Origin of the sequence: Nocardia sp. NBC_01730 (assembly GCF_035920445.1) — a bacterium.
Taxonomy (GTDB): domain Bacteria; phylum Actinomycetota; class Actinomycetes; order Mycobacteriales; family Mycobacteriaceae; genus Nocardia.
In genome coordinates this window covers 6,247,105-6,268,189 of record NZ_CP109162.1, presented here as the reverse complement: position 1 = coordinate 6,268,189, position 21,085 = coordinate 6,247,105, and the positions used below count along the sequence as shown (strand labels likewise).

Genomic DNA, 21,085 nt, shown 5'->3' with positions numbered 1-21,085 from the left:
TCAGTTTCCGGCGCGACACGAAGCAGGCTATGCCCCGAACAGCGCGAGGTGCTTCTACGACTGCTTCACTCGCGCGACAGCCGCCTACCAGGCCACCGGCCGAAGACGCCGCACCGGCTAACCGACGGCGAGTGCGATGACCTGAGTGATCTGGTTGGCGAGGAAGTTGTTGTCGCTCACCAGCACGAGGGTGCGTTCGCCGGAGGGCAGGCGCGGACCCCAGGTCATGGCCTCGATGTTGTCGATCGCGGCGGGCCCGACGTCGGCGAGGTCGACGAGCAGCCGCTTGGCGACCGGACGTGCGGCGCCGATCGGCGCGTCGAGGACGTTGCTCGCCGCGCCCAGATCCGCCTCGTAGATACGGACCGCGTTGCCGACGCCCTTGACATAGGACCTTTCCAGCACAAGGAGTTTCGTCGGGTCCAGCGGGTCGGCGGCCAAGATGGACGAGATCCCATTCATGCCGAGGCCAGCTTCGGGACGCGACTCGGCGAACACCGGCTCCATCGGATACACGTATTGGGCAAGCGGCGGTCCGAAGCGCGCCTGGACGGTGATCCGGGCGGGCGCGCCACTGGTCGTGGTTGCCTCCGGTCCGTCCTGCAGCAGCGGTCCCTCCACCGACGTCAGGAACAGTGCACCCCCGGCGGCGAAGGTCGCGCCCTCCAGCGCCAGGTTCTGCCGCGGCCCCGCATTCGGCAGCATCCGTTCGTCGCCAGGGATCGGCAGGTCACCCGCGAACGTGCCGTCGGGCCGAGCGATCCGCACCGAGGGGTCCGCACGGACAGTGTCGGTCCGTTCGCCCTCCTGCGTCCAGTAGTAGTCGCCGGTCCACGGATCGACCCGGATCTCCTCCGGGTCCACCGACTTCGGGGCGTAGGGGGTCCCCGTCGACGTCAAGAGCGGACGCGTGCCGGTGAACGTCACCGGACCCACCCCCTTCTCGCCGACCTCGAAGCGCGCGGTGTAGTACCGGGCAGGGTTCCTGTCGGACTGGTCGTCGCTGATCAGCACATACTCGCCGGTGCGCTCCTGGTAGTCGATCCCGGACAGGCCCCCCACGGTGGTTCCCGCGAAGTTCAGGTCGTGCTCGATCACCTGCTCGCCGAGCAGCCGCACCAACGGGCCCGCCGCCGGATCGGCGGCAGCCTCCGGCACCGTCACAGCGGGGGCTGACACGAACGCGAGGGCACAACTGGCGACCAGGATGCGGCGGCTACGTCTCGGCACGGCTCCCAACGTATCCGCAAGGGCGCGCGCCACAGCGAACGGAACTGAAATCCGCCGATCACCCACCCGGAAACGGCGAAAGCCCGCCACCGCGAAAAGCGATGGCGGGCTTTGACGTCGGGTTCGAGCGATGACTACTTGCGCAGCGAGGCAGGGACCTCGAAGCGCGCGCCATAGGTCTTGGCGAGGTAGTCGGCGCGGGCCACGAAGGCCTCGTGCCCGCCTGGGTAGCCAACGATGTACTGGTGCACACCGCCGGTCCAGGCCGGGAAGCCGATGCCGAAGATCGAGCCGATGTTGGCGTCGGCGGTCGAGGTCAGCACACCCTCGTCGAAGCAGTTCTGGGTCTCGATCGCCTCCGCGAACAACATGCGGTCGACCAGATCCTGCAGCGGAACGCTGAAGTCCGCCGTGGTCTTGAAGTGCTCACGCAGCCCCGGCCACAGACCAGTGCGCTTGCCGTTCTCGTCGTACTCGTAGAAGCCCGCCTTCTCCAGACGGCCCGGCCGCCCCTCGGACACCATGTAGTCGATGACGTCCTGCGCCGGGTGACGCTTGGCGCCCATGGTGGTGTCGCCCGACTCGGCGGCCTCCTTGGTCTCCTTGGCGATCTTCTGCATGAGCTTCATGTTCAGCTCGTCCGACAGCTGCAGCGGCGCAGCCGGGTACCCCGCCTGCAGACCGGCCTGCTCGATGGTCGCGGGCTCGATGCCCTCGTCGAGCATGGCGATCGCCTCGTTGACGAAGGTGCCGATCACGCGCGAGGTGAAGAAGCCGCGGCTGTCGTTGACGACGATCGGCGTCTTGCGGATAGCGAGTGTGTAGTCGAACACCCTGGCCAGCGCCTCGTCCGAGGTCTTCTCACCCTTGATGATCTCCACAAGCGGCATCTTGTCGACCGGCGAGAAGAAGTGGATACCGATGAAGTCCTCCTGGCGCTTCACGCCGGCCGCGAGGCCGGTGATCGGCAAGGTGGAGGTGTTCGAGCCGAGCAGCGCGTCGGGGGTGACGACGTCCTCGATCTCCTGGAACACTTTGTGCTTCAGCTCGGTGTTCTCGAAGACGGCCTCGACGACGAAGTCGACACCGGCGAAGTCGGCCGCGTCCGCGGTCGGCTTGATCCGGTCCAGCAGCGCCTTGGACTTCTCCTCGGTGGTCTTGCCGCGGGAGAGTGCCTTGGCCTCGATCTTCTCGGAGTAGTTCTTGCCGCGCTCGGCCGCCTCGATCGTGACGTCCTTCAGCACGACCTGGTAGCCCGCCTTGGCGGAGACGTACGCGATGCCTGCGCCCATCATGCCCGCGCCGAGCACGCCGACCTTCTTGATCTCCTTCTTCGGCACGTCCTTCGGCCGCGAACCACCGTTGTTGATGGTCTGCAGGTCGAAGAAGAACGCCTGGATCATGTTCTTCGCGACCGGGCCGGTGAGCAGGTGCACGAAGTAGCGGGACTCGATCAGCGACGCGTTGTCGATGTCGACCTGCGCGCCCTCGACCGCGGCAGACATGATGGCGCGCGGAGCGGGCATGTTCGCGCCCTTGATCTGCTTGCGCAGGTTGGCCGGGAAGGCGGGCAGGTTCGCCGCGAACGCGGGCGAGGACGGGGTGCCGCCCGGGATCTTGAAGCCCTTGACGTCCCAGGGCTGCACACCCTTGTCCGGGTTGGCCTTGATCCACGCCTTGGCGGCGGGCACCAGCTCCTCTGTGGCACCGACGAGCTCGTTGACCAGGCCGATCTCCTTGGCCTTTGCCGGCTTGTTGCGCTGGCCCTGCAGCAGCACCTGCATCAGGGCGTTCTGCAGACCCAGCATGCGCACGGTACGGATGACGCCGCCACCGGCGGGCAGCAGGCCGAGGGTGGCCTCCGGCAGACCGATCTGCGAACCCGGCACGTCGGCCGCGATGCGGTAGTGCGTGGCCAGCGCGATCTCCAGGCCACCGCCGAGCGCGGCGCCGTTGATGGCGGCGACGACCGGCTTGCCCAGCTGCTCCAGTCGGCGCAGCGCGCCCTTGATCTCGCCGAGCTCCTCCATCAGTGCCTGCGCGTCGTCCGGGCCGACCTTCATCATGTTCTTCAGGTCGCCGCCTGCGAAGAAGGTCTTCTTCGCGGAGGTCACGACGACACCGGCGATGGTGTCCTTCTCCGCCTCGAGCCGGTCGACAGTGGCGGTCATCGACTTCTTGTACAGCTCGTTCATTGTGTTGGCGCTCTGGTTCGGGTCGTCCATCGTCAGCGTGACGATGCCGTCCGAATCCTGCTCCCAACCGATCATGTTGGTGTCGCTCACAGCTCTATGTCTCCTTGTCGATTCGCGGCGTTCGCAGGCCCTCCGCGGTTACGCAGGCTGCCGCCTCCGGGCCTGACGCTCACGCCGCTGTGTTTATGAGCGGCGTTCGCAGGCCCTCCGTGGTCACGCAGGCTGCCGCCTCCGGGCCTGACGCTCACGCCGCTGTGTTTATGAGCGGCGTTCGCAGGCCCTCCGTGGTCACGCAGGCTGCCGCCTCCGGGCCCGACGCTCACGCCGCTGTGAATTCTCATCTGTCGGTTGGGATTCAGACCCGCTCGATGATGGTGGCCACACCCATGCCGCCGCCGATGCACAGGGTGATCAGCGCGTAGCGGCCATTGCGGCGCTCCAGCTCGTCGACCATGGTGCCGGTGATCATCGCGCCGGTCGCACCCAGCGGGTGGCCCATTGCGATCGCGCCGCCGTTCACGTTCAGCTTCTCGTCCGGGACGTTCAGGTCCTTCTGGAACTTCAGCACCACGGAGGCGAACGCCTCGTTGATCTCGACCAGGTCGATGTCATCGAGCGTCAGTCCGGCCTTGGCCAGCGCCTTCTTGGCGGCCGGGGTCGGACCGGTCAGCATGATGGTCGAGTCGGCGCCGCTGGTGGCGGTCGCGACAACGCGCGCACGCGGGGTGAGACCCGACGCCTCTCCCGCTTCCTTGCTACCGACGAGCACGAGCGCGGCACCGTCGACGATGCCGGAGCTGTTACCGCCGTGGTGGACGTGGTTGATCTTCTCGACGAAGTAGTACTTCTGCAGCGCCACCGCGTCGAAGCCACCCATCTCACCGATCACGGCGAAGGACGGCTGCAGCTTCGCCAGGTCCTCTGCGGTGGTGCCGGGACGCATGTGCTCGTCCTTGTCCAGCACGATGATGCCGTTCTGGTCCTTGACCGGAACGATCGACTTGGCGAAGTAGCCGCCGGTGGTGGCCTTGGCGGCCAGCTCCTGCGAGCGCACCGCGTAAGCGTCGACGTCGTCGCGGCCGAAGCCCTCTATGGTGGCGATCAGGTCGGCGGACACACCCTGCGGAACGAAGTAGGTGTCGTAGTTGGTGGCCGGGTCGAGCGCCCACGCGCCGCCATCCGAACCCATGGGCACGCGGGACATGGACTCGACGCCACCGGCGAGAACCAGGTCGTCGAAGCCGGAGCGGACCTTCTGCGCGGCCAGGTTGACGGCCTCCAGGCCGGAGGCGCAGAAGCGGTTGAGCTGGAAGCCGCCGACGGTGTCGGGCAGTCCGGCCACGGTCACCGCCGTGCGAGCGATGTCGGCGCCCTGGTCGCCGACCGGCGCGACCACGCCGAGGATCAAGTCGGAGATGCGGTCCTCGTCGAGGTTCGGGAAACGGCCGCGCAGCTCCTGGATCAGACCAACAGTCAAGTCGATCGGCTTGACCGAGTGCAGCGAGCCATTCTTCTTGCCGCGGCCGCGCGGAGTGCGGATGGCCTCGTAAATGTAGGCCTCTGTGGTCATATCGGAGTGTTCCTTCCTTAAAGGTGCGGCGGCCGGACCCTCGTCCGTCCGGGCGCTCTGTGCGGCAACACCGCGTGCTGCGGCATGGCTGCGGCTGACCTCATCGACCGGCCCTGCGACCGACCGTCCTGACGCTGTACAAAACAGGGCAAGCGACAGCGGACGCATATTCCCGGTCGCCCGTACGTCTGGGCCTACCATAGAACCTCGTCGTACCTGAGCTCACGGCCGCCCATTCATACTACCGGCGGTGTGCGAACTCTGGTTAACTTAACGTCGTCGGAGCAGTGGTTGTCAACCGTCCATCCGTGTGGCACCGAGCTCACTCTTCAGCAATTCGAGAGCGACCTCGTCTGGGTCTCGCCGGTCGCCAGGAGCCACCGGATCCGCCGCGGCGGCCAGCATCTCTTGCTCCTCCTCCGGCGTCGAGGCGGGAACGACCCCGTCGTTGTCCCATCCCCTGCTGGTCGCGGCGTCGTTTCCGCTCGCAGCGGCATCGAACGTCGCGGAGTCCGCGGGGCCGGGATCGTCCGGCAGATCGGGATAGTCGGGCGGTGGAATATCGTCATCGCCGCCGAACGGACGTGAGTCGGAGCGGCCTTGGCGCGACCGGCCTGCACCGGTCTGCTGGTCCGCGCCTGCATTCCTGGCCTGACTCGGGCGCGAAAAGCGCGGCGGCGCAGCGGCATCCGAACCACGTCCGGCCGCGTTGCCCGATTCACGTCCTGCGGCTTGACTGCCCGCCGATCCGCGCGATCGGTTCCCCCCGCCGCCGGACCGCGGCGCCGCGGCAGGCCGCGGTGCCGCACCACCCGCTTCCCAGCGCACCTCATGGTCGCGACCGAGCACAGCGCGCACCGCCGACCGCACCGCTTCCAGATTCCGCGGATCAGACAATCGCTGCGCCAGTGGGGCGTGCTGATGCGCGAACACGATGACATTGCCCTCGACGCGCGACACCGACGCGCCGGCCAGCATCGCCTGCACGGCCGCGCCGAACTCGCGCACCTTGGTGCGGATCTCCGCCCAGGCGGCTTCCACCTCGCGCAGCAGGTCATCGCTCTGCGTGACGGGTTCCGGTTGCCCTGGTTCGTGCGCCGAGTGGGCTTCCGCGGGTGCGGTATGCGCGGCCGTCGACGGCGTGGCCCGAGCCGCCGCTGCGGTATTCGCATCTGCGGCCTGCGCATCGGACGCACCCGTCGGCCTGGCCTTCGCAGCGGACGAAGGTTCGTCAGCCGCATCTCCCGCGGAGATAGGCTGCGCCGCCGCGGAGTCCGGGTCGTGGACAGCGGGAGGACGGCGACTCGAGCTCGATTCGGCCCTGGCGGGCGCCGATCCGGACCGTTCGGCCGCGGCTGCGGAACCACCTGGAGCGTTCGCGGAGTCGGCCGTCGAACTCGGGGGGGCGGCCACGGAGCTCGACTCGGTGGGCAAGGTGGGCCCGCTCGGCGACGAGGGCAGCGTGTTGCCGGCTGAACCACCCGATACGTCCGACGCGGCACCCGACGACCCCGGTCCGGAGGTAGCAGCGGTATTCCGGCCCCTCTCCGCTCCTACGACCGGCGACCCGGATGCACCGACCTGCGCGGATCGCGCGTCTTCCTGGCCGGGACCAGCACGTCGAACGTCGGGCGCACTGCCGGCCGGCTCCCCTGTGGCAGACCCGCCACCAGCCGACGACGCGTCGGACGCGCCACGACCGGCGGATCCGATATGCGTCCGACCCTCTGCGGAATCCTCGCCAGCGATGGGCACTATGCGCTCAACGGGCCCGGTATCGGCAGATGCCGCGTCACCGCCAGGCGCCACACCACCGGGATCGCCAACCTGTGCCGTACCGCTCGTAGGCACCGCGGCACCGATAGACGCGCTATCACCAACGGATGCAACGCCACCGGTTTCAGTGGTATCCGCCGACGCGGCGGACCCGACAGTCGAGGCCGTACCGGCAGGCGGGTTGCCGTCATGGCTCTCACGGCGAATAGCGGCCAGTGCCTCCGCGCCGCGCCGGCGCGGCGGATCGGACGGCGATCCGCTCGCAGGCGCGGGCCGGGCAGGCGCGGTAGCCGGCGCCGGAGACGCGGTGGGCGCTGCCGCGAGGGAGCCGGTCGCCACCCCCCGCTCCAGTCGTTCCAGGCGCTGCAGCGTCGCGGATTCGGCGTCGGAGACCGAGGGCAGCAGCATGCGGGCGCAGACGACCTCGAGCAGAAGTCGGGGCGCGGTGGCACCACGCATCTCGCCGAGCCCTTCGTGTAACAGCTCGGCGTAGCGGGTCAAGGTGGCCGAACCGAGACGCTCGGCCTGATCGCGCATGCGGTCGAGCACGTCGCCGGGGCCGGTGACCAGGGCGCGATCGGTGGCGTCGGGCACCGCGCGCAGCAGGATCAGGTCGCGGAAGCGGTCGAGCAGGTCGACGGCGAAACGGCGCGGGTCGTGTCCCGCCTCCATTACCCGATCGACCGTGCCGAACAGTGCCGCCCCGTCGTCGGTGACCAACGCCTCGACGGCGTCGTCGATCAGCGCCACGTCGGTGACGCCAAGCAGAGACACCGCGCGGGAATAGGTGACGCCCTCGTGGCCCGCGCCGGCCACAAGCTGGTCGAGCACGCTCAGACTGTCGCGCGGCGAACCGCCGCCCGCGCGAATCACCAAGGGGTACACCGCCTCTTCGACCGGAACGTGCTCCTGCTCGCAGATCCGGCCGAGCAGCCCGCGCATGGTCGCCGGCGGCAACAGCCGGAACGGATAGTGGTGTGTGCGTGAGCGGATGGTGGGCAGCACCTTGTCCGGCTCGGTGGTCGCGAAGATGAAGATCAGGTGGGCCGGCGGCTCCTCGACGATCTTCAGCAGCGCGTTGAAGCCCGCGGTGGTGACCATGTGCGCCTCGTCCACGATGAACACCCGGTACCTGGACTCGGCGGGGGCGTAGAAGGCGCGGTCGCGCAGCTCGCGGGTGTCGTCGACGCCGCCGTGGCTCGCGGCGTCGAGCTCGATCACGTCCAGGTTGCCCGGGCCACCTGGGCCGAGCGCAACACAGGACGGGCAGACGCCGCACGGCGTCGAGGTGGGACCCTGCACGCAGTTCAGCGACCGGGCGAGAATGCGCGCCGAAGAGGTCTTGCCACAGCCTCGTGGACCGGAGAACAGATAGGCATGACTGATCCGCCCCGTGTCGAGCGCGGTACTCAGCGGGTCGGTGACGTGCTCCTGACCCACCACCTCAGCGAATGTTGCCGGTCGGTACTTTCGGTACAGAGCCACGGCCAGAGGTTACCGGCGAGCACCGACAAAGAACATTCCCGCCCAGCGCGGCTCGCACGAGCACATCGACCACCAGATCTGTGACCCAGATCACATGATACGCCATGACTTCTTACACCCCGCTTCCCGGCAAGCAAGACGGCAACGCGTCAGCAATCACACATCGCCGCCAACCGAACCCGGACGTTTGCCACCACATTCTCCCTAATAGCGCGAAAATACGTACCTACGCCCCGCTTCACCGCAAGTTTGTGGACATAACGAAACAGTCACCACTGGTGACATGAACGCAATCGTCTGGCTAACGTGGCAATCGGCAACTTCGGTAGCCAAACCTTCATCAGGTTGGTGACCCCGGCCGGTCCCTCATCCCGACCGGGGCACAACCACCGAGTTCGGCCCACGGTGACCAGCACCATTCCCACACTTCCACCGGAGGAAATTCCACCGTGCCGTCGTGTGACGACATCGCCGCCGCCTGGCTGTCCAGTACCGATTTCGCAGGCGATCACTCCGCCGTCGCCCTGCTGAGCCGGGCGATCAGCCCGCAGGACTTCGCGATCAAGCGCGATTCGCTACCGGTGACCGCCGCGGCCGACCCGGCCACCGCCGCCGCGATTCTCGAACTCCTGGAACGCGGCCAGGTTCCGACCATAGCCGCGATCCGCACCCTGACGACACAGAACGAGATGCGCCGCGAGGCCGAGCGCATCGAGCGGCTCGGGCGGCGCGCCCAGCGCAGCATCGACGACTTCGGCCGGGTACTCGCCAGACTTGCCGACGCGCACTGGACCTCGCACGGCATCGGGCCGACGCGCCGTGACGTGCTGTGCTCCGAGCAGATCATGACCCTGATCCGCACCCGCATCGGCAATATCGCCCCATCAGCCGTCAAGCACCTCTGGCTGATCGAGCGGGCGCAGCGCGCAGGCTGGATCGCCTCCAATGCCAATCCCCGATCCCTTTGTGCTGCACGACGTTTCCACGCCGCCCAGTACGGCAACCGGGTGTCGCTGCGCCCGGTGAACACCATCGGCACCGCGGTCGCGGCCTACCTCAACGACTACCTGGCCGAGCACGGACGCCCGCCACGCTGGTCGGTGGTCACACAGGAATTACGCGACGACCGAGGCCGCCGGATCTTCCACAACACCGCCGACGCCCGCGCTCAGCAACTCTGGTTGACCACGGCGGAGTGGGTGGAGATGCACGACGACTTTCCCGTCCCTGGCCGCAGGGGGCTTCGGGCAATCCGCAAGTCCCGTGGCTGACCCTTCAGCGCATCCCGGCCTCTCGACACCCATAGGTTAACGGCGTTACTCTAACGTCGCTAACCTATCGAGCGGAGCGCCCCGATGCTGACCCGGATAGCCCGATTCACGACCCGATTCCCCCGTGCCGTGCTCGCAGCCGCGTTCGCTATCGCCGTGCTGTGCGGTATTTTCGGAGCGACCGCGGCCGCGCACCTGAAATCCGGCGGATTCACCTCGAACGATGCCGAGTCCGCACGGGTGGTCCAGCTGATCGCCGACAACTTCGGCGGCGCCGCGCCTAATTTCGTGCTGCTGGTCAGCTCCGACGCCGGTGCGAACGATCCGGCTACCAAGGCGGCGGGTATCGGGCTTGCCGACACCCTGAAAGCGCGCGCCGACGTGCAGGGCGTCCAGTCCTATTGGACCGCCCCGTCCCCGCTGTCGACCGCCTTACGCAGCAGCGACGGCAAGAGCGCCTTGGTAGTCGCCTACCTCACCGGCGACGAATCCCACGTCCAGCAGACCGCGGGCGAGCTGACCGACCAGCTCGCCGGTACCTCCGACGGCGTCACGGTCCGCCAGGGCGGCATCGCCGCGATCTACCACGACGTAACCGTGCAGACCACGCGAGATCTCGCCCTCGCCGAAGGCGTCGCGCTGCCGCTGGTGATGATCGTGCTGATCCTGGTGTTCGGCAGCCTTATCGCGGCCGCACTGCCGCTGGTGATCGGCTTGTTCGCGATCGCGGCGACGCTGGCCATCCTGCGCTTGTGCACGCTGTTCACCGATGTCTCGATCTACGCGCTGAACATGACGACTGCCATGGGACTCGCGCTGGCCATCGACTACAGCCTGTTCATCGTGAGCCGCTACCGAGAGGAACTCGGCAACGGCCTCGACCCGACCGCGGCCACCATCCGCGCCGTGCAGACCGCTGGACGAACCGTACTGTTCTCCGCACTCACCGTCGCCCTCTCGATGGCCGTGCTGAGCGTGTTCGACCTGTACTTCCTCAAGTCTTTCGCCTATGCGGGCGTCGCCGTGGTCGTCGCGGCCGCGGCAGCATCGATCCTGATCCTGCCCGCGGCGCTCGTGCTGCTCGGCCATCGGGTGAACGCCCTCGACCTGCGAGTTCCCCTGCGTCGGCTGTTCCGTCCAGGCACACCCGCGCCGGCCCCGCTTGCGCCGGAGGAGACCCGCTGGTACCGAACGGTTTCCGCGGTAATGCGTCACGCGCCGCCGGTCGCGGTCGTGCTCATCGTGGTGTTGCTCGCGCTCGGCGCACCGTTCCTCTCGGTGAAGTTCGGCTACCCCGACGACCGGGTGCTCCAGACCGGCGCCGCCAGCCGTCAGGTCGGTGACGTAATGCGCAGCCAGTTCCCCCAGGCGGACCCGGCGGCCACCACAACGATCGTGTTGGACGGCTACCGGGGCGATACCGCGGCGATCGGCGCGTACGCCGCCGAGCTATCCAAGGTCGACGGCGTACCCGCCGTACAGTCCAGCGCCGGGATCTACGCCTCCGGATTCCGGTTCGCGGCGCCCACGCCCGGTATGGCCAATGACACGGGGACCTACCTCAACGTCGCCACCAAGCTCGACCCCTTCTCCCCCGCGGGTGACCGGCAGCTGCAAGCGATCCGGGCGGTACCCGCGCCGGGCCCCGCGCTCTACGGCGGCGCCGCGGCGATCAACGACGACTCGCTGGACGTACTGGCCGCCCGGCTGCCGCTCGCGGGTGCGCTGATCGCGCTGACCACCTTCGTCGTGCTGTTCCTGTTCACCGGGAGCGTCGTGCTTCCGATCAAAGCGCTTGTGCTGAATACGCTTTCGCTCGCCGCCGCGTTCGGTGCGATGGTATGGGTGTTCCAGGAGGGCCACCTGTCCGGGCTACTCGGGTTCACCCCGGTCGGCTACCTGGTGCCGACCATGCCGATCCTGATGTTCTGCCTGGCCTTCGGCCTGTCGATGGACTACGAGGTGTTCCTGCTCTCGCGGGTGCGTGAGGAGTGGCTGGCCGAGCACGACAACGCCCGCGCGGTCGCGATCGGCGTCGCCCGCACCGGTCGCATCTTCACTGCGGCCGCCGTGCTGATGGCTATCGTGTTGGGCGCCCTTGTCACCTCGAAGGTGTCGTTCATGCAATTGATGGGGCTCGGCCTCACGCTGACCGTGCTCGCCGACGCGACAATCATTCGCGGCCTGCTCGCACCGGCGCTCATGCGGCTGCTCGGCCCGGCGAACTGGTGGGCGCCTGAACCGCTGGCCCGCCTGCACGCGAAGATCGGGCTGACCGAGGTCGACCACGCGTCCGCGACACCCGACCTCGAAACCGCAGATCGCCCATGATCGGCTCGCACCGGCCGCGCTCGCCACGCGGCTCCGGAGCCCAGCTACGCGAGGAGATCCTGCGCGCCACCGCCGACCTGCTCGCACGCACCGGTGCCGCCGAGGCGGTGTCGATCCGCGCGGTCAGCGAGCTGGTCGGAGTGAGCGCGCCGTCGATATACCGACACTTCGGGGACAAGGACGAGCTCATCGAAGCCGTCGTTGCCCGGGTCTTCGAGGACCTCGCCGAGGCGTTGCGGACGGCAACCGACCCGGCGACCTCGCCGATGACCCAGCTGCGTGACCAGGGCATGGCCTACGTTCGGTTCGCCCTCGCGCATCCCGAGCAGTACCGGCTGGCGATCGCGCCCACGAAGATCGGCGGCGCGGTCGACCAAGTTCTCACCAGCGGAGCGTTCGAGCATTTCGCGGCAACCGTGCACAAGTGCATGGACGAGGGAACGATGGCACCGCGCGATCCGCTGCCCGTCGTGCTAGAACTCTGGTCCGTCGCCCACGGCATCGCCTCCCTGCTGATCGCCAAGCCCTACCTGCCCTGGGGCGACGTGGAAGCGGCTGCGTCGCGCGTGATGGGCGCCGCGTGCATCGGATACAGCGTGCTCGACCTGATCGGCGATGACCTGCCGACACCGGAAACCGTTACTGCCTGGCTCGGCCGTCTAAGGCACCACGATTCCCCGGCCTGACCAGCGTTAGTGTGTTTCCGCCGCTCGACTGCGAGGTTGCGTCATCGCCTCAGTTCACCTCGCCCGTCGATGCGGTGAATGTATTGCACTGGGCCGCACGGTTGTTGTCCAACCCCGTCTCGAACCACTGGCCGCCGTTCTCGGACGTGCCGTGGTCTCGCATGTCGCCTGCCTGGTCACCACGGCCGTACGCGTCCTTGCGGGCCAAGGTGAGCTGCGGGTTGGTCAGCGAGCCGCCTCCGGCCGAGGACGAGAGGTACATGCCGTCGAAGCAGTTGGCCTGCAATTCGACTCGGCGCGACAGTTCCAGCCCCTTGGCGCTGCGCGGGCCCGCGTCGGCCCGATCGCTGTTCGCCTTGCGCAGAATGCCGGACATCGCCTGCACGTGGTGACCATACTCATGTGCGAAGACCGACAGGTAGACCACCCAGTTGTCCTTGAAGTAGTCGGTCTGCAGCTGGCTGATCGGCATATAGATGGTCTTGTTCGCCGGGCAGTAGAACGCGGCGAAATTGCTCGTCGACCCGGTGCACGGCGTCGTGATGCCCGTCGTGGTCGCGCTGACGTTCAACGCGGGCGGCTGAAACGGCAGATTCTCCTTTCGCAACACCGGTTTCCACGCCGCCTCCAGGCACGACGCGGCGCTTTCGAAGAACTTGCGCGCGGCGTCGACCTGAGTGCCCCACGGGGAGTACGCGCACCGCGCCGGGAGCAGAGTCACGTTCGGGTCTGTGAGCAGCGGGTTGCTGCCCGTCTCGGCCGGACCCGTCGAACCGTCTGGCTGGGGAGTGAAAGTGAAGGTGGGCTGCGGACCGGACGGGCCACTGTTGTTCCGTCCGACGGAGACCGCGTTGCGCACCAGCCCTCCGGCGACGAGAAACACGACGACGATCAACAACGCCACCCATCCGCCGCCCCGTTTGCGCGGCGGCGGATACGGCCGTCGACCAGGCGGACCGTAGGGCATCGGCGGCGGCATCTGCGGGCGATAACCCGGTGGCGGACCGTAACCGGGCGGCGAATAACCGGGCGGCGGACCATATCCCGGCGGCGAACCGTAACCGGGCGGCGAACCGTATGCGGGTGGCGGTCCGTATGCGGGCGGCGAACCGTAGGCAGGTGGCGGACCGTAGCCGGGCTGGGGCGGAACCGGGCGCCCGCCATGCGGAACCGGTCCGTATCCGTACGGTGGTTGTGTCACGCCCCCGTACCCCCTCGTCTCAGTGATCGCCGACAGCCGCTGACGCAGGATAGCAAGCTGTCTAGAGTAGGCAGCCATGCTGACTTTTCGGGGGGGCGCCGTAGGCGCGCTCCTTCTCGCCACCGCGGGAATGCTCGCGACCGCCCCGGTCGCCCACACGGAGCCCGCACCGAGCGGCGTGACCATCACCGCCGACCTGAAACTCAGCCGCGAAGGCGTCCTCGAGGTGGTAGAGCGGGTGGCGGTGCCGCAGGACCGCACGTTCCGGATGTCACTTCCATTGCGGCTGAGGGTGAGCGACGACGTCGAGCGGGTTTTCCAGGTCACCGACGTGGACACCGAGGGCGCGGGCACCGCGACGGTGGCCGACGACCAGTTCACCATCGAGGCGCGACCCGGCGAATCCACTTTCGAGTACTCGGTGCGCAACACGGTCAGCGACGCGCCAGGTACCCAGGTTTTCCGTTGGCTCGGCGTGCTGAGCACCGACATCGCCTCGATCAGCGCTTCGTTGATCAGCCCGAGCTTCGAGATGGGCATCGTCGACTGCAGACTCGGCCCGCCCGGCAATGCCCGGCCGTGCGCCGACGTCAAAATCGAGACCGACGGCGTGCTCTTCCTCGAGCAGACCGACCTGCACAAGGGCGACGTCATCGATCTGACCCTGCAACTGCCGCCCGGCACCGTGCCGAGCAACGCCGACGTGCGCGACAGCGGCGACGCGGGCCCGTTCACAGTCACCACGCCGGCGCTGGTCGCGTTCGGTGTGCTGCTGCTCGCGCTGGCGGGCGTGATCGCCTTCGTGCTGCGGGCCCGGCGCCGCGACGTCGCAGCAGGCGGTGGCTCGGACGCGATCGATCCGCTGCTGCGCGAGGGTGACCGTGTGCAGTTCATCTCGCCCGACGGAGTGCTTCCCGGGGAGGCGGGCCTGCTGCTGGACGGGCACGTCGATCCGGTCGATATCGCCGCGACGGTGGTGGATCTCGCAGTGCGCCGGTACGTCCGGATCACCCCGCTCGGCGACACCGACTGGCGAATCAACCGGGTGAACGCACCCGACGACCAGCTGCGCGACTACGAGAAGGCGGTCTACCGGGCGCTGCTGCCCGACGGCGCCGACGCGGTGACCGTCACCGACCTGCGCAAGCCGGGCCGCATCCAATCCGGTCCGGTTCGCACCGCCTTGCTGGCCGACGCCGTCGCCCGCGGCAGCTTCACCGATCGCCGTCGCCCCGGCCTCGCGGTATGGCTGGGCGGCGCGCTGGTCGTCGCGGGCATCGCCGCGACGGTCGCGCTCGCACTCACCTCCGGGCATGCCCTGGTCGGCGTCGCCATCGCGCTCGCCGGTGTCGCGACCCTACTGCTTCCGAAGTACCTGCCGGTCAGGACCGCGCGCGGGGTGGAGCTCACCGGGCAGATCCGCGCGCTGCAACGCGGCCTGGAAGCGACTCGGCGCGAACAGATCCCGCCGCTCGACCAGGAGACGGTGTTCTCCCGCGCCCTGCCGTTCATGGTGATCGGCGGACGCGCCGACAACTGGATCCGCGCCTTCCGTGACCTCGACCTGTCAGCCGACTCCCAGGCCGGCCTCTACTGGTTCGGCGGCTTCGAACGCGACCGCAACCTGCAGCGCTTCGCAGGACACTTCCCATTCTTCATCACCGCGCTGGAAGGTCTGTTCGCCACCGCGGGCGATCCGCATCGGTAGCGCCGCACGCGGATGATCAAAGGGCGACCAGCCACCGCGGCCGGTCGCCCTTTCTCGAATCGCTCAGTCGCCCAGCGTTCGCCGGATCGCGGCGAGCGGATCGGCGTAGAGGACGCTCAGCGAGGTGACCACGGCGGCGAATTCCTGCACCTTGCCGCCGAATCCGCTGATCCGGATGTCGGTCGGAGGCAAGGTCGAGCCCTGGTTGAACGCGCGCGCAACGTGCGCGACCGCAGGCCGGTAGCCGGTGAAGGCCTGGCCACCCAGGATCACGCGATCAGGGTTGAGCATGTCGCGCACCATCGCCACGGTGTGGCCGAGGATCGTGGCGCGCTCGGCGAGCAGTTCACGCGCGGGTTCCGAGCCCGACTCCGCAGCCCGGTACAGGTCCGCGATGGTCGATCCCGCGGTCCCGTTGTGCGCCGGGATGATTCCACGACCGACGGCCCTGGAGTGCAGCGACCGATCACCCACGGTCACCTCCAGGCAGCCACGCCGTCCGCAGGTGCATTCGACGTCCGAGCCGGTGGGAAGGTGCGCGATCGAGCCGGGGCCGTTGCTCGGCGTGTGCACACGGCCATCCAAAGTCACCGCCACACCCGCGGTTTCGCGGACATAGAAATACAGGCTGCTGCCGTGCTCGGCGCGCGCTTGGTCACGCGGTTCGGCGGTGCGTAGCAACAGCTCCGAACCGGCCATCGCCTCGACGTGCGGCGCCACCGAGACGGGCAGCTCGAGTACCTCGCCGAGCACCGAACCGACCTGCGCGCCATGCCAATCCAGCTTGGGGTGGTCGACGACGCCGGTGAGCGGATCGACCCGGCCGCCGATCGCGACGCCCGCCCATAACGCCTTGCGCCGATGCCAGCGCTGCAGGAACGCCTTCGCGCTGCGGGCGACCGTGGTGGTGGCGAACTCCTGCCCGGTCTGCGGGGTGGCGATGGCGAGGCCACCGAGGATGCGGCCGCGCAGATCGGCCGCGACGATCTTGGTGACCGCGGCGCCGATGTGGATGCCAATGGTCAGGTAGGCCTCGTGGTCGAGTTCGAACGGCACCCGGGGGCGTCCGACCGCACCCGAGGCCGTCAGGTCCTGGCGCTCACGCAGCAGACCGGCGGCGAGTAGCGCGGACACCTGACGGTTGACCGTCGCGATGCTCAAACCCGTTGTGCGCGCGGCATTGTCGCGTGAAACTGGACCACCGATCGCGGCGCGGATAACCGCGGCCGCCGGGTTGTCGGCGATCCGCAGTTCGGGGGCGACCACCGGACGCTGAACACGAGCACGGCCGGCGGCAACCCTGGCGACAGATCGTTCAAGGGTAGGGAGGGACGTCAGGGTGAGGGGGGACATTGTGCAGATCCTTGCTGAAGTCCCGCGATCGAACGGGACGTGCCTACATGGGCGACGAAGCAGCAAACGAGCTGGAAAACCAGCTCAGCCGCAGCAAGAGGCGCAACACAGTTCACGTGTCAATGGCAGCCGCAAACCCAGCGCCGCGGTCACGTAAGTGACCCGCAGCGAGTTCGGCCGGCCGACAGACATGTCATTCAAATTAACACCGATATCCGCGACGCACCAAGCCCCGACTCGCCGTTGTGTGCATGCGCACACAGTTTCCCCAGGTGACAGATACAAGAATAAAGGCCTCGCCCGGCGGAGAAGCACCGGACGAGCCCTTTCGATTTCAACTGTGTTTCGGCCGCCCGCTACTTCGCTTTCGCGGCCGCTTTCGCTTGCTTCTTGAATTCCCTTACCTGAGTTAGGGATTCGACGTCGGTCACGTCGGCAACCGACCGCCGCGACCCCTCCGCACCGTACACGCCCGCCGCCGCGCGCCAGCCCTCCGGCCGCACGCCGCGCTGCTTGCCGAGCAACGCGAGGAAGATCTTGGCCTTCTGTTCGCCGTAGCCGGGCAGGTCCTTCAGCCGGCGCAGCACCTCAGCGCCGTCCGGGTCGCCCTTGGTCCAGATGTTCTCGGTCTCGCCGTCGTAGTTCTCGATGACGTAGCGCGCCAGCTCTTGAGCGCGCCGGGCCATCGAGCGGCCGTAGCGGTGGATGGCGGGCGGGGTCGCGGCCAGGTCCTCGAACTCCTGCGGATCGGCCTCGGCGATGCGGTGGATGTCGAAGCCACCCATGCGGTCGGCGATCTTCTTCGGGCCGCGGAACGCGTGCTCCATCGGGTACTGCTGGTCCAGAAGCATCCCGAGCAGGGTCGCGAAGTGGTCCTCGGTCAGTAGTTCGTCCGCCTCGACGTCCTGTGCGAGGCAAAGCTTGCGACTCATCGCCTACCTCCTGCTCCCCACGTGGTGTGCTCCTGACGGATTCGATCATCGCATCGGCGCCGACCGCATCGGCACCCGCCGGCCCCACACGCAGTGACTCGAGTCACAGATCTTACGCGCGGGTAGATGATGCCCCGCGTAGGCTCCAGACCATGCCTCAGACGACGGCGACACCCACCCCCACAATGGCCACGGATGGACACGGGCCCATGAACACCTACACTTTGCGCCCCGATCGGTTCGACCGAGCAGGCCAGGACCAGCTCGTCGATGTGCGCGACCTCCAGGCCGCGCTCCCGGGCATCCGCCGACTGCGAACCTGGGCGCACGAAGCCCTCGCGCTGCAGCCCGGCGAGAGCGCGGTGGATATCGGATCCGGCACCGGCTCCGAGGTCATGGCCTTCGCCGAAGCAGTCGGCCCGAACGGCAGCGCGGTCGGAGTCGAGCCCGACCCGCACCTGCTCGCCTCTGCCGAACGCCGCGCCACCCAGGCCGGCTCCACCGCGAAATTCCACTCCGGCGACGCCTACGGCCTGCCGTTCGGCGCGGGCAGCTTCGACGCTGCCCTGTGCGAGCGGGTCTTCCAGCACCTGACCGCCCCTGCCCGCGCCGCGAACGAGATCGCGCGCGTGCTGCGTCCCGGCGGCCGCGTCGTCGTAGTGGACAGCGACTGGGGCACCGCGATCGTGCACCCCGGCAACCGGCAGGTCGTGCGCGAGGTGATCGACACGCTGGTGTCGGCGACCACCAATCCGCTCGCCGGGCGCCGCATCCCCGGCCTGCTCACCAAGGCCGGTCTTGTGATCGACGACATCGGCTCGCAGGCCCTGGTGCAGGACCGCAGTGTGGGCGCAGGCTCGCTGGTCAACAGGATCTCGGCGATGGCGGTCGCGCGCGGCGTGATCAGCGAGGCACAGCGTGATCAGCTGATCGCCGACCTGCGAGCGGGCGCCGACAGCGGCGACATCCACCTCTCGGTCAGCATGTTCGCGGTTCTCGCACACAAGCCGCGCTGAGGCTGCCGATGTCCGTCGACGTGGTGACGGAGGTCGTGATCAACCGGTCGCGCGAGTTGGTCGCGGCGTTCGCGGGCGACCCGACGAACACTCCCGCTTGGTACGACAAAATCCGCGGCGTCGACTGGCGCACGGCACCACCGCTGCGAGTTGGCTCGCAGATGGATTTCGTCGTGCATTCCCACGGCAGGCGGCTGGCCTACACCTACGAGGTGGTCGACTACGCACCCGGCGAGCGGCTGGTGATGCGCACCTCCGCCGGTCCTTTTCCGATTGAGATGACCTGCACCTGGGCGGATACCCCGGAGGGCGGCACGCGCATGACGCTGCGCAACCGCGGCGAACCGAGCGGATTCGGCAAAGTCGCCGGACGCGTACTGGAAGCTGCGATCCGACGGGCCAATCGCGCCGACCTCGCACGGCTGAAGACGCTATTGGAGACCCGGTAGCCGGCGCACCGTCCCCTCAGCCCCGCCGGGCCGAGCGAAGGCGAGGCAGCCGCACAACGCGAGCGCCCGGCACGAAATTCGTGCCGGGCGCTCGCGTTGTGTCCGGTTACTTGCCAAGCAGCTTCTCGGTGGCCGCGAGCAGGACGCAGGTGGCCAGGCCGTCCATCGCCTTCTCCAGCTCGGGCAGCTTCGGAAAGCTCGGTGCGATCCGAATGTTCTTGTCCTCCAGGTCGTTTCGGTACGGGAAGGCCGAGCCCGCCGCGGTCAGCGCGATGCCCGCCTCCTTCGCCAACGCGATCACCCGCGCCGCGGTGCCCTCGAGCACGTCCAGGCTGATGAAGTAGCCGCCCTTCGGCTCAGTCCAGGACGCCACCTTGGACGCGCCGAGCCGGTCTTCCAGAATCTTCAGCACCAGGGCGAACTTGGGCTCCAGGATGGCGCGATGCTTCTGCATGTGTGCACGCACACCGTCGACATCCTTGAAGAAACGCAGGTGACGTAGCTGGTTGATCTTATCCGGGCCGATGCTCTTCTTCGACGCGTGGCTCAGGTACCAGTCCAGGTTCGCCGTGGAGCCTCCGATGAAGCTGACCCCCGAACCAGCGAAGGTGATCTTCGAGGTGGAAGCGAACACCAAGGGGCGGTTCGGGTTTCCGGCCGCGGCGGCCAGGCCGAGCACGTCGAGCACCGGAGCCGCCGTGTCGGTCAGCGGGTGTACCGCATAGGCGTTGTCCCAGAACAGCCGGAAGTCGGGCGCGGCGGAGGGCATCGAAACCAGTTCCCGGACGACATCTTCGGAGAAGACCACGCCGGTCGGGTTGGAGTAGTTCGGCACCGCCCACAGACCCTTGATCTGTGGATCATTCGCCAGCAGTTCGGCGATGACGTGGGTGTCCGGGCCGTCGTGGCGCATCGGGATGGGGATCATCTCGAAGCCGAGCGCCTCGGTGATCGAGAAATGCCGGTCGTAGCCGGGGGCGGGACACAGGAACTTCAGCGTGCCCTCGGCGGCCCAGCGGCGATCGGAGTCGTTGGTGCCGTACAGCATCGCGTAGGCGATCACGTCGTGCATCAGCTCGAGGCTGGCGTTGTTGCCCGCGAGCAGGTTGTCCACCGGGATGCCGAGCAGCTCACCGAAAATCGCGCGCAGCTCCGGGAGACCGTGCAGACCACCGTAATTGCGGCAGTCGGTGCCTGCGCCATCGCGGAAATCGCCCTCGCCGGGCAGGGTCAGCAGTTCGGTGGACAGGTCGAGTTGTTCCGGTGAAGGTTTTCCCCGTGTCAAATCCAGCGTGAGCTTCTCGGTCCGGAGCGTCGCGTAGTTCGCGGACTGGGTCTCGTGTTCGGACACGAGCTCCTCGTGGCTCATCAAACCGATCTGCGTTTGCCGGGGCATCCTGGGCAGCCTTTCGAAGCAGCGAAGGGGACGTGGAGGGCCGGGCCGATGTTGGCCGCGGCCGGTCATTTGTCCGTGCGGACGCAGGTGCGTTCGCGGACGCCGTTCACGTTACCCGTGCGTTGCTCGGAATTGGAGGCGTTATTCGACAGCCGGACATCCGTCCGTGCGAGCCCTCCGAAAGGGGACCCCGCGCACCCGGCAGAGCCCGTTGACCCTTGCTGCCTTCCGGCCCTGGGGGAGTTCACAGGATGCGCGCCGCGCGGGATCCGTAGGCCAGTGTAGCGGCTCCCGCGCGAAACCCGATCTTCGGGTCGACCAACCCTGACTCACCAGGCACTTCGCCCGATCACCCGGGGGCATTTGGCGACTCGCCGGGGGCTACCGGTATGCTGCTGCACGGAGGATTCGCCTAGTGGCCTATGGCGCTCGCCTGGAACGCGGGTTGGGTTAACGCCCTCAGGGGTTCAAATCCCCTATCCTCCG

At 68.0% G+C, this 21,085-nt stretch carries 14 protein-coding genes, 1 tRNA gene and 1 other RNA gene; 7 read left to right on the top strand and 9 right to left on the bottom strand.

The genetic code is table 11. From position 1 onward, the window contains the following. Positions 1 to 117: 117 nt before the first annotated feature. From OHB12_RS26265 to OHB12_RS26250, 4 genes are all read right to left on the bottom strand, one after another. Positions 118 to 1,230: an esterase-like activity of phytase family protein gene (locus OHB12_RS26265; protein ID WP_327111631.1), complete on the bottom strand. Its 1,113-nt coding sequence runs from the start codon at positions 1,228 to 1,230 to the stop codon at positions 118 to 120. A 134-nt stretch (positions 1,231 to 1,364) separates the two neighbouring features. Continuing rightward, the gene (locus tag OHB12_RS26260) at positions 1,365 to 3,515 is read right to left on the bottom strand and encodes a 3-hydroxyacyl-CoA dehydrogenase NAD-binding domain-containing protein (RefSeq protein WP_327111629.1); all 2,151 of its coding nucleotides are present in this window, start codon (positions 3,513 to 3,515) and stop codon (positions 1,365 to 1,367) included. Positions 3,516 to 3,780: 265 nt separating this feature from the next. Further along, positions 3,781 to 4,995: an acetyl-CoA C-acetyltransferase gene (locus tag OHB12_RS26255; RefSeq protein WP_327121482.1), complete on the bottom strand. Its 1,215-nt coding sequence runs from the start codon at positions 4,993 to 4,995 to the stop codon at positions 3,781 to 3,783. Positions 4,996 to 5,289: 294 nt separating this feature from the next. Continuing rightward, a complete protein-coding gene (locus OHB12_RS26250) occupies positions 5,290 to 8,256 on the bottom strand; it encodes a DNA polymerase III subunit gamma and tau (protein ID WP_327111627.1) in 2,967 nt (988 codons plus the stop codon). Between the two features lie 449 nt (positions 8,257 to 8,705). On the opposite strand from OHB12_RS26250, the gene OHB12_RS26245 reads away from it, so the two are divergent. The 3 genes from OHB12_RS26245 (at position 8,706) to OHB12_RS26235 (ending at position 12,544) form a co-directional block, all read left to right on the top strand. After that, positions 8,706 to 9,527 carry a hypothetical protein gene (locus OHB12_RS26245; protein WP_327111624.1) on the top strand — a complete coding sequence of 274 codons (822 nt, stop codon included), beginning with the start codon at positions 8,706 to 8,708 and terminating at the stop codon, positions 9,525 to 9,527. Positions 9,528 to 9,611: 84 nt separating this feature from the next. Further along, the gene (locus tag OHB12_RS26240) at positions 9,612 to 11,858 is read left to right on the top strand and encodes an MMPL family transporter (RefSeq protein WP_327111622.1); all 2,247 of its coding nucleotides are present in this window, start codon (positions 9,612 to 9,614) and stop codon (positions 11,856 to 11,858) included. After that, entirely contained in the window at positions 11,855 to 12,544 is a 690-nt protein-coding gene (locus OHB12_RS26235; protein WP_327111620.1) for a TetR/AcrR family transcriptional regulator, read from the top strand. Before OHB12_RS26240 ends, OHB12_RS26235 begins: the two co-directional genes overlap by 4 nt. Before the next feature lie 49 nt (positions 12,545 to 12,593). Here the strand turns inward: OHB12_RS26235 and OHB12_RS26230 are convergent, their stop codons facing one another. Next, a complete protein-coding gene (locus tag OHB12_RS26230; protein ID WP_327111618.1) occupies positions 12,594 to 13,745 on the bottom strand; it encodes a neutral zinc metallopeptidase in 1,152 nt (383 codons plus the stop codon). A 76-nt stretch (positions 13,746 to 13,821) separates the two neighbouring features. On the opposite strand from OHB12_RS26230, the gene OHB12_RS26225 reads away from it, so the two are divergent. Beyond that, complete coding sequence (locus OHB12_RS26225) at positions 13,822 to 15,453, top strand: DUF2207 family protein (protein WP_327111616.1); 1,632 nt, start codon at positions 13,822 to 13,824, stop codon at positions 15,451 to 15,453. Between the two features lie 63 nt (positions 15,454 to 15,516). Here the strand turns inward: OHB12_RS26225 and OHB12_RS26220 are convergent, their stop codons facing one another. Together OHB12_RS26220 and OHB12_RS26215 are read right to left on the bottom strand one after the other, a co-directional pair. Next, on the bottom strand, positions 15,517 to 16,806 hold the full coding sequence (locus tag OHB12_RS26220; RefSeq protein ID WP_327111614.1) for an ROK family transcriptional regulator: 1,290 nt from the start codon (positions 16,804 to 16,806) through the stop codon (positions 15,517 to 15,519). A gap of 356 nt (positions 16,807 to 17,162) precedes the next feature. After that, positions 17,163 to 17,738, bottom strand: a complete 576-nt coding sequence (locus OHB12_RS26215) for an HhH-GPD-type base excision DNA repair protein (protein ID WP_327111612.1) — start codon at positions 17,736 to 17,738, stop codon at positions 17,163 to 17,165. A gap of 209 nt (positions 17,739 to 17,947) precedes the next feature. Between OHB12_RS26215 and OHB12_RS26210 the strand changes: the two genes are divergently transcribed. Next, entirely contained in the window at positions 17,948 to 18,754 is an 807-nt protein-coding gene (locus tag OHB12_RS26210) for a methyltransferase domain-containing protein (protein WP_327121480.1), read from the top strand. 8 nt (positions 18,755 to 18,762) lie between these two features. After that, a complete protein-coding gene (locus tag OHB12_RS26205; protein ID WP_327111610.1) occupies positions 18,763 to 19,203 on the top strand; it encodes an SRPBCC family protein in 441 nt (146 codons plus the stop codon). A gap of 106 nt (positions 19,204 to 19,309) precedes the next feature. Here OHB12_RS26205 and OHB12_RS26200 read toward each other — a convergent pair whose 3' ends face one another. Together OHB12_RS26200 and ffs are read right to left on the bottom strand one after the other, a co-directional pair. Further along, positions 19,310 to 20,599: an aminotransferase class I/II-fold pyridoxal phosphate-dependent enzyme gene (locus OHB12_RS26200; RefSeq protein WP_327111608.1), complete on the bottom strand. Its 1,290-nt coding sequence runs from the start codon at positions 20,597 to 20,599 to the stop codon at positions 19,310 to 19,312. 179 nt (positions 20,600 to 20,778) lie between these two features. Continuing rightward, positions 20,779 to 20,873: signal recognition particle sRNA small type (ffs, locus tag OHB12_RS26195), an RNA gene on the bottom strand. 127 nt (positions 20,874 to 21,000) lie between these two features. Between ffs and OHB12_RS26190 the strand changes: the two genes are divergently transcribed. Continuing rightward, a tRNA-Ser gene (locus tag OHB12_RS26190) sits at positions 21,001 to 21,085 on the top strand.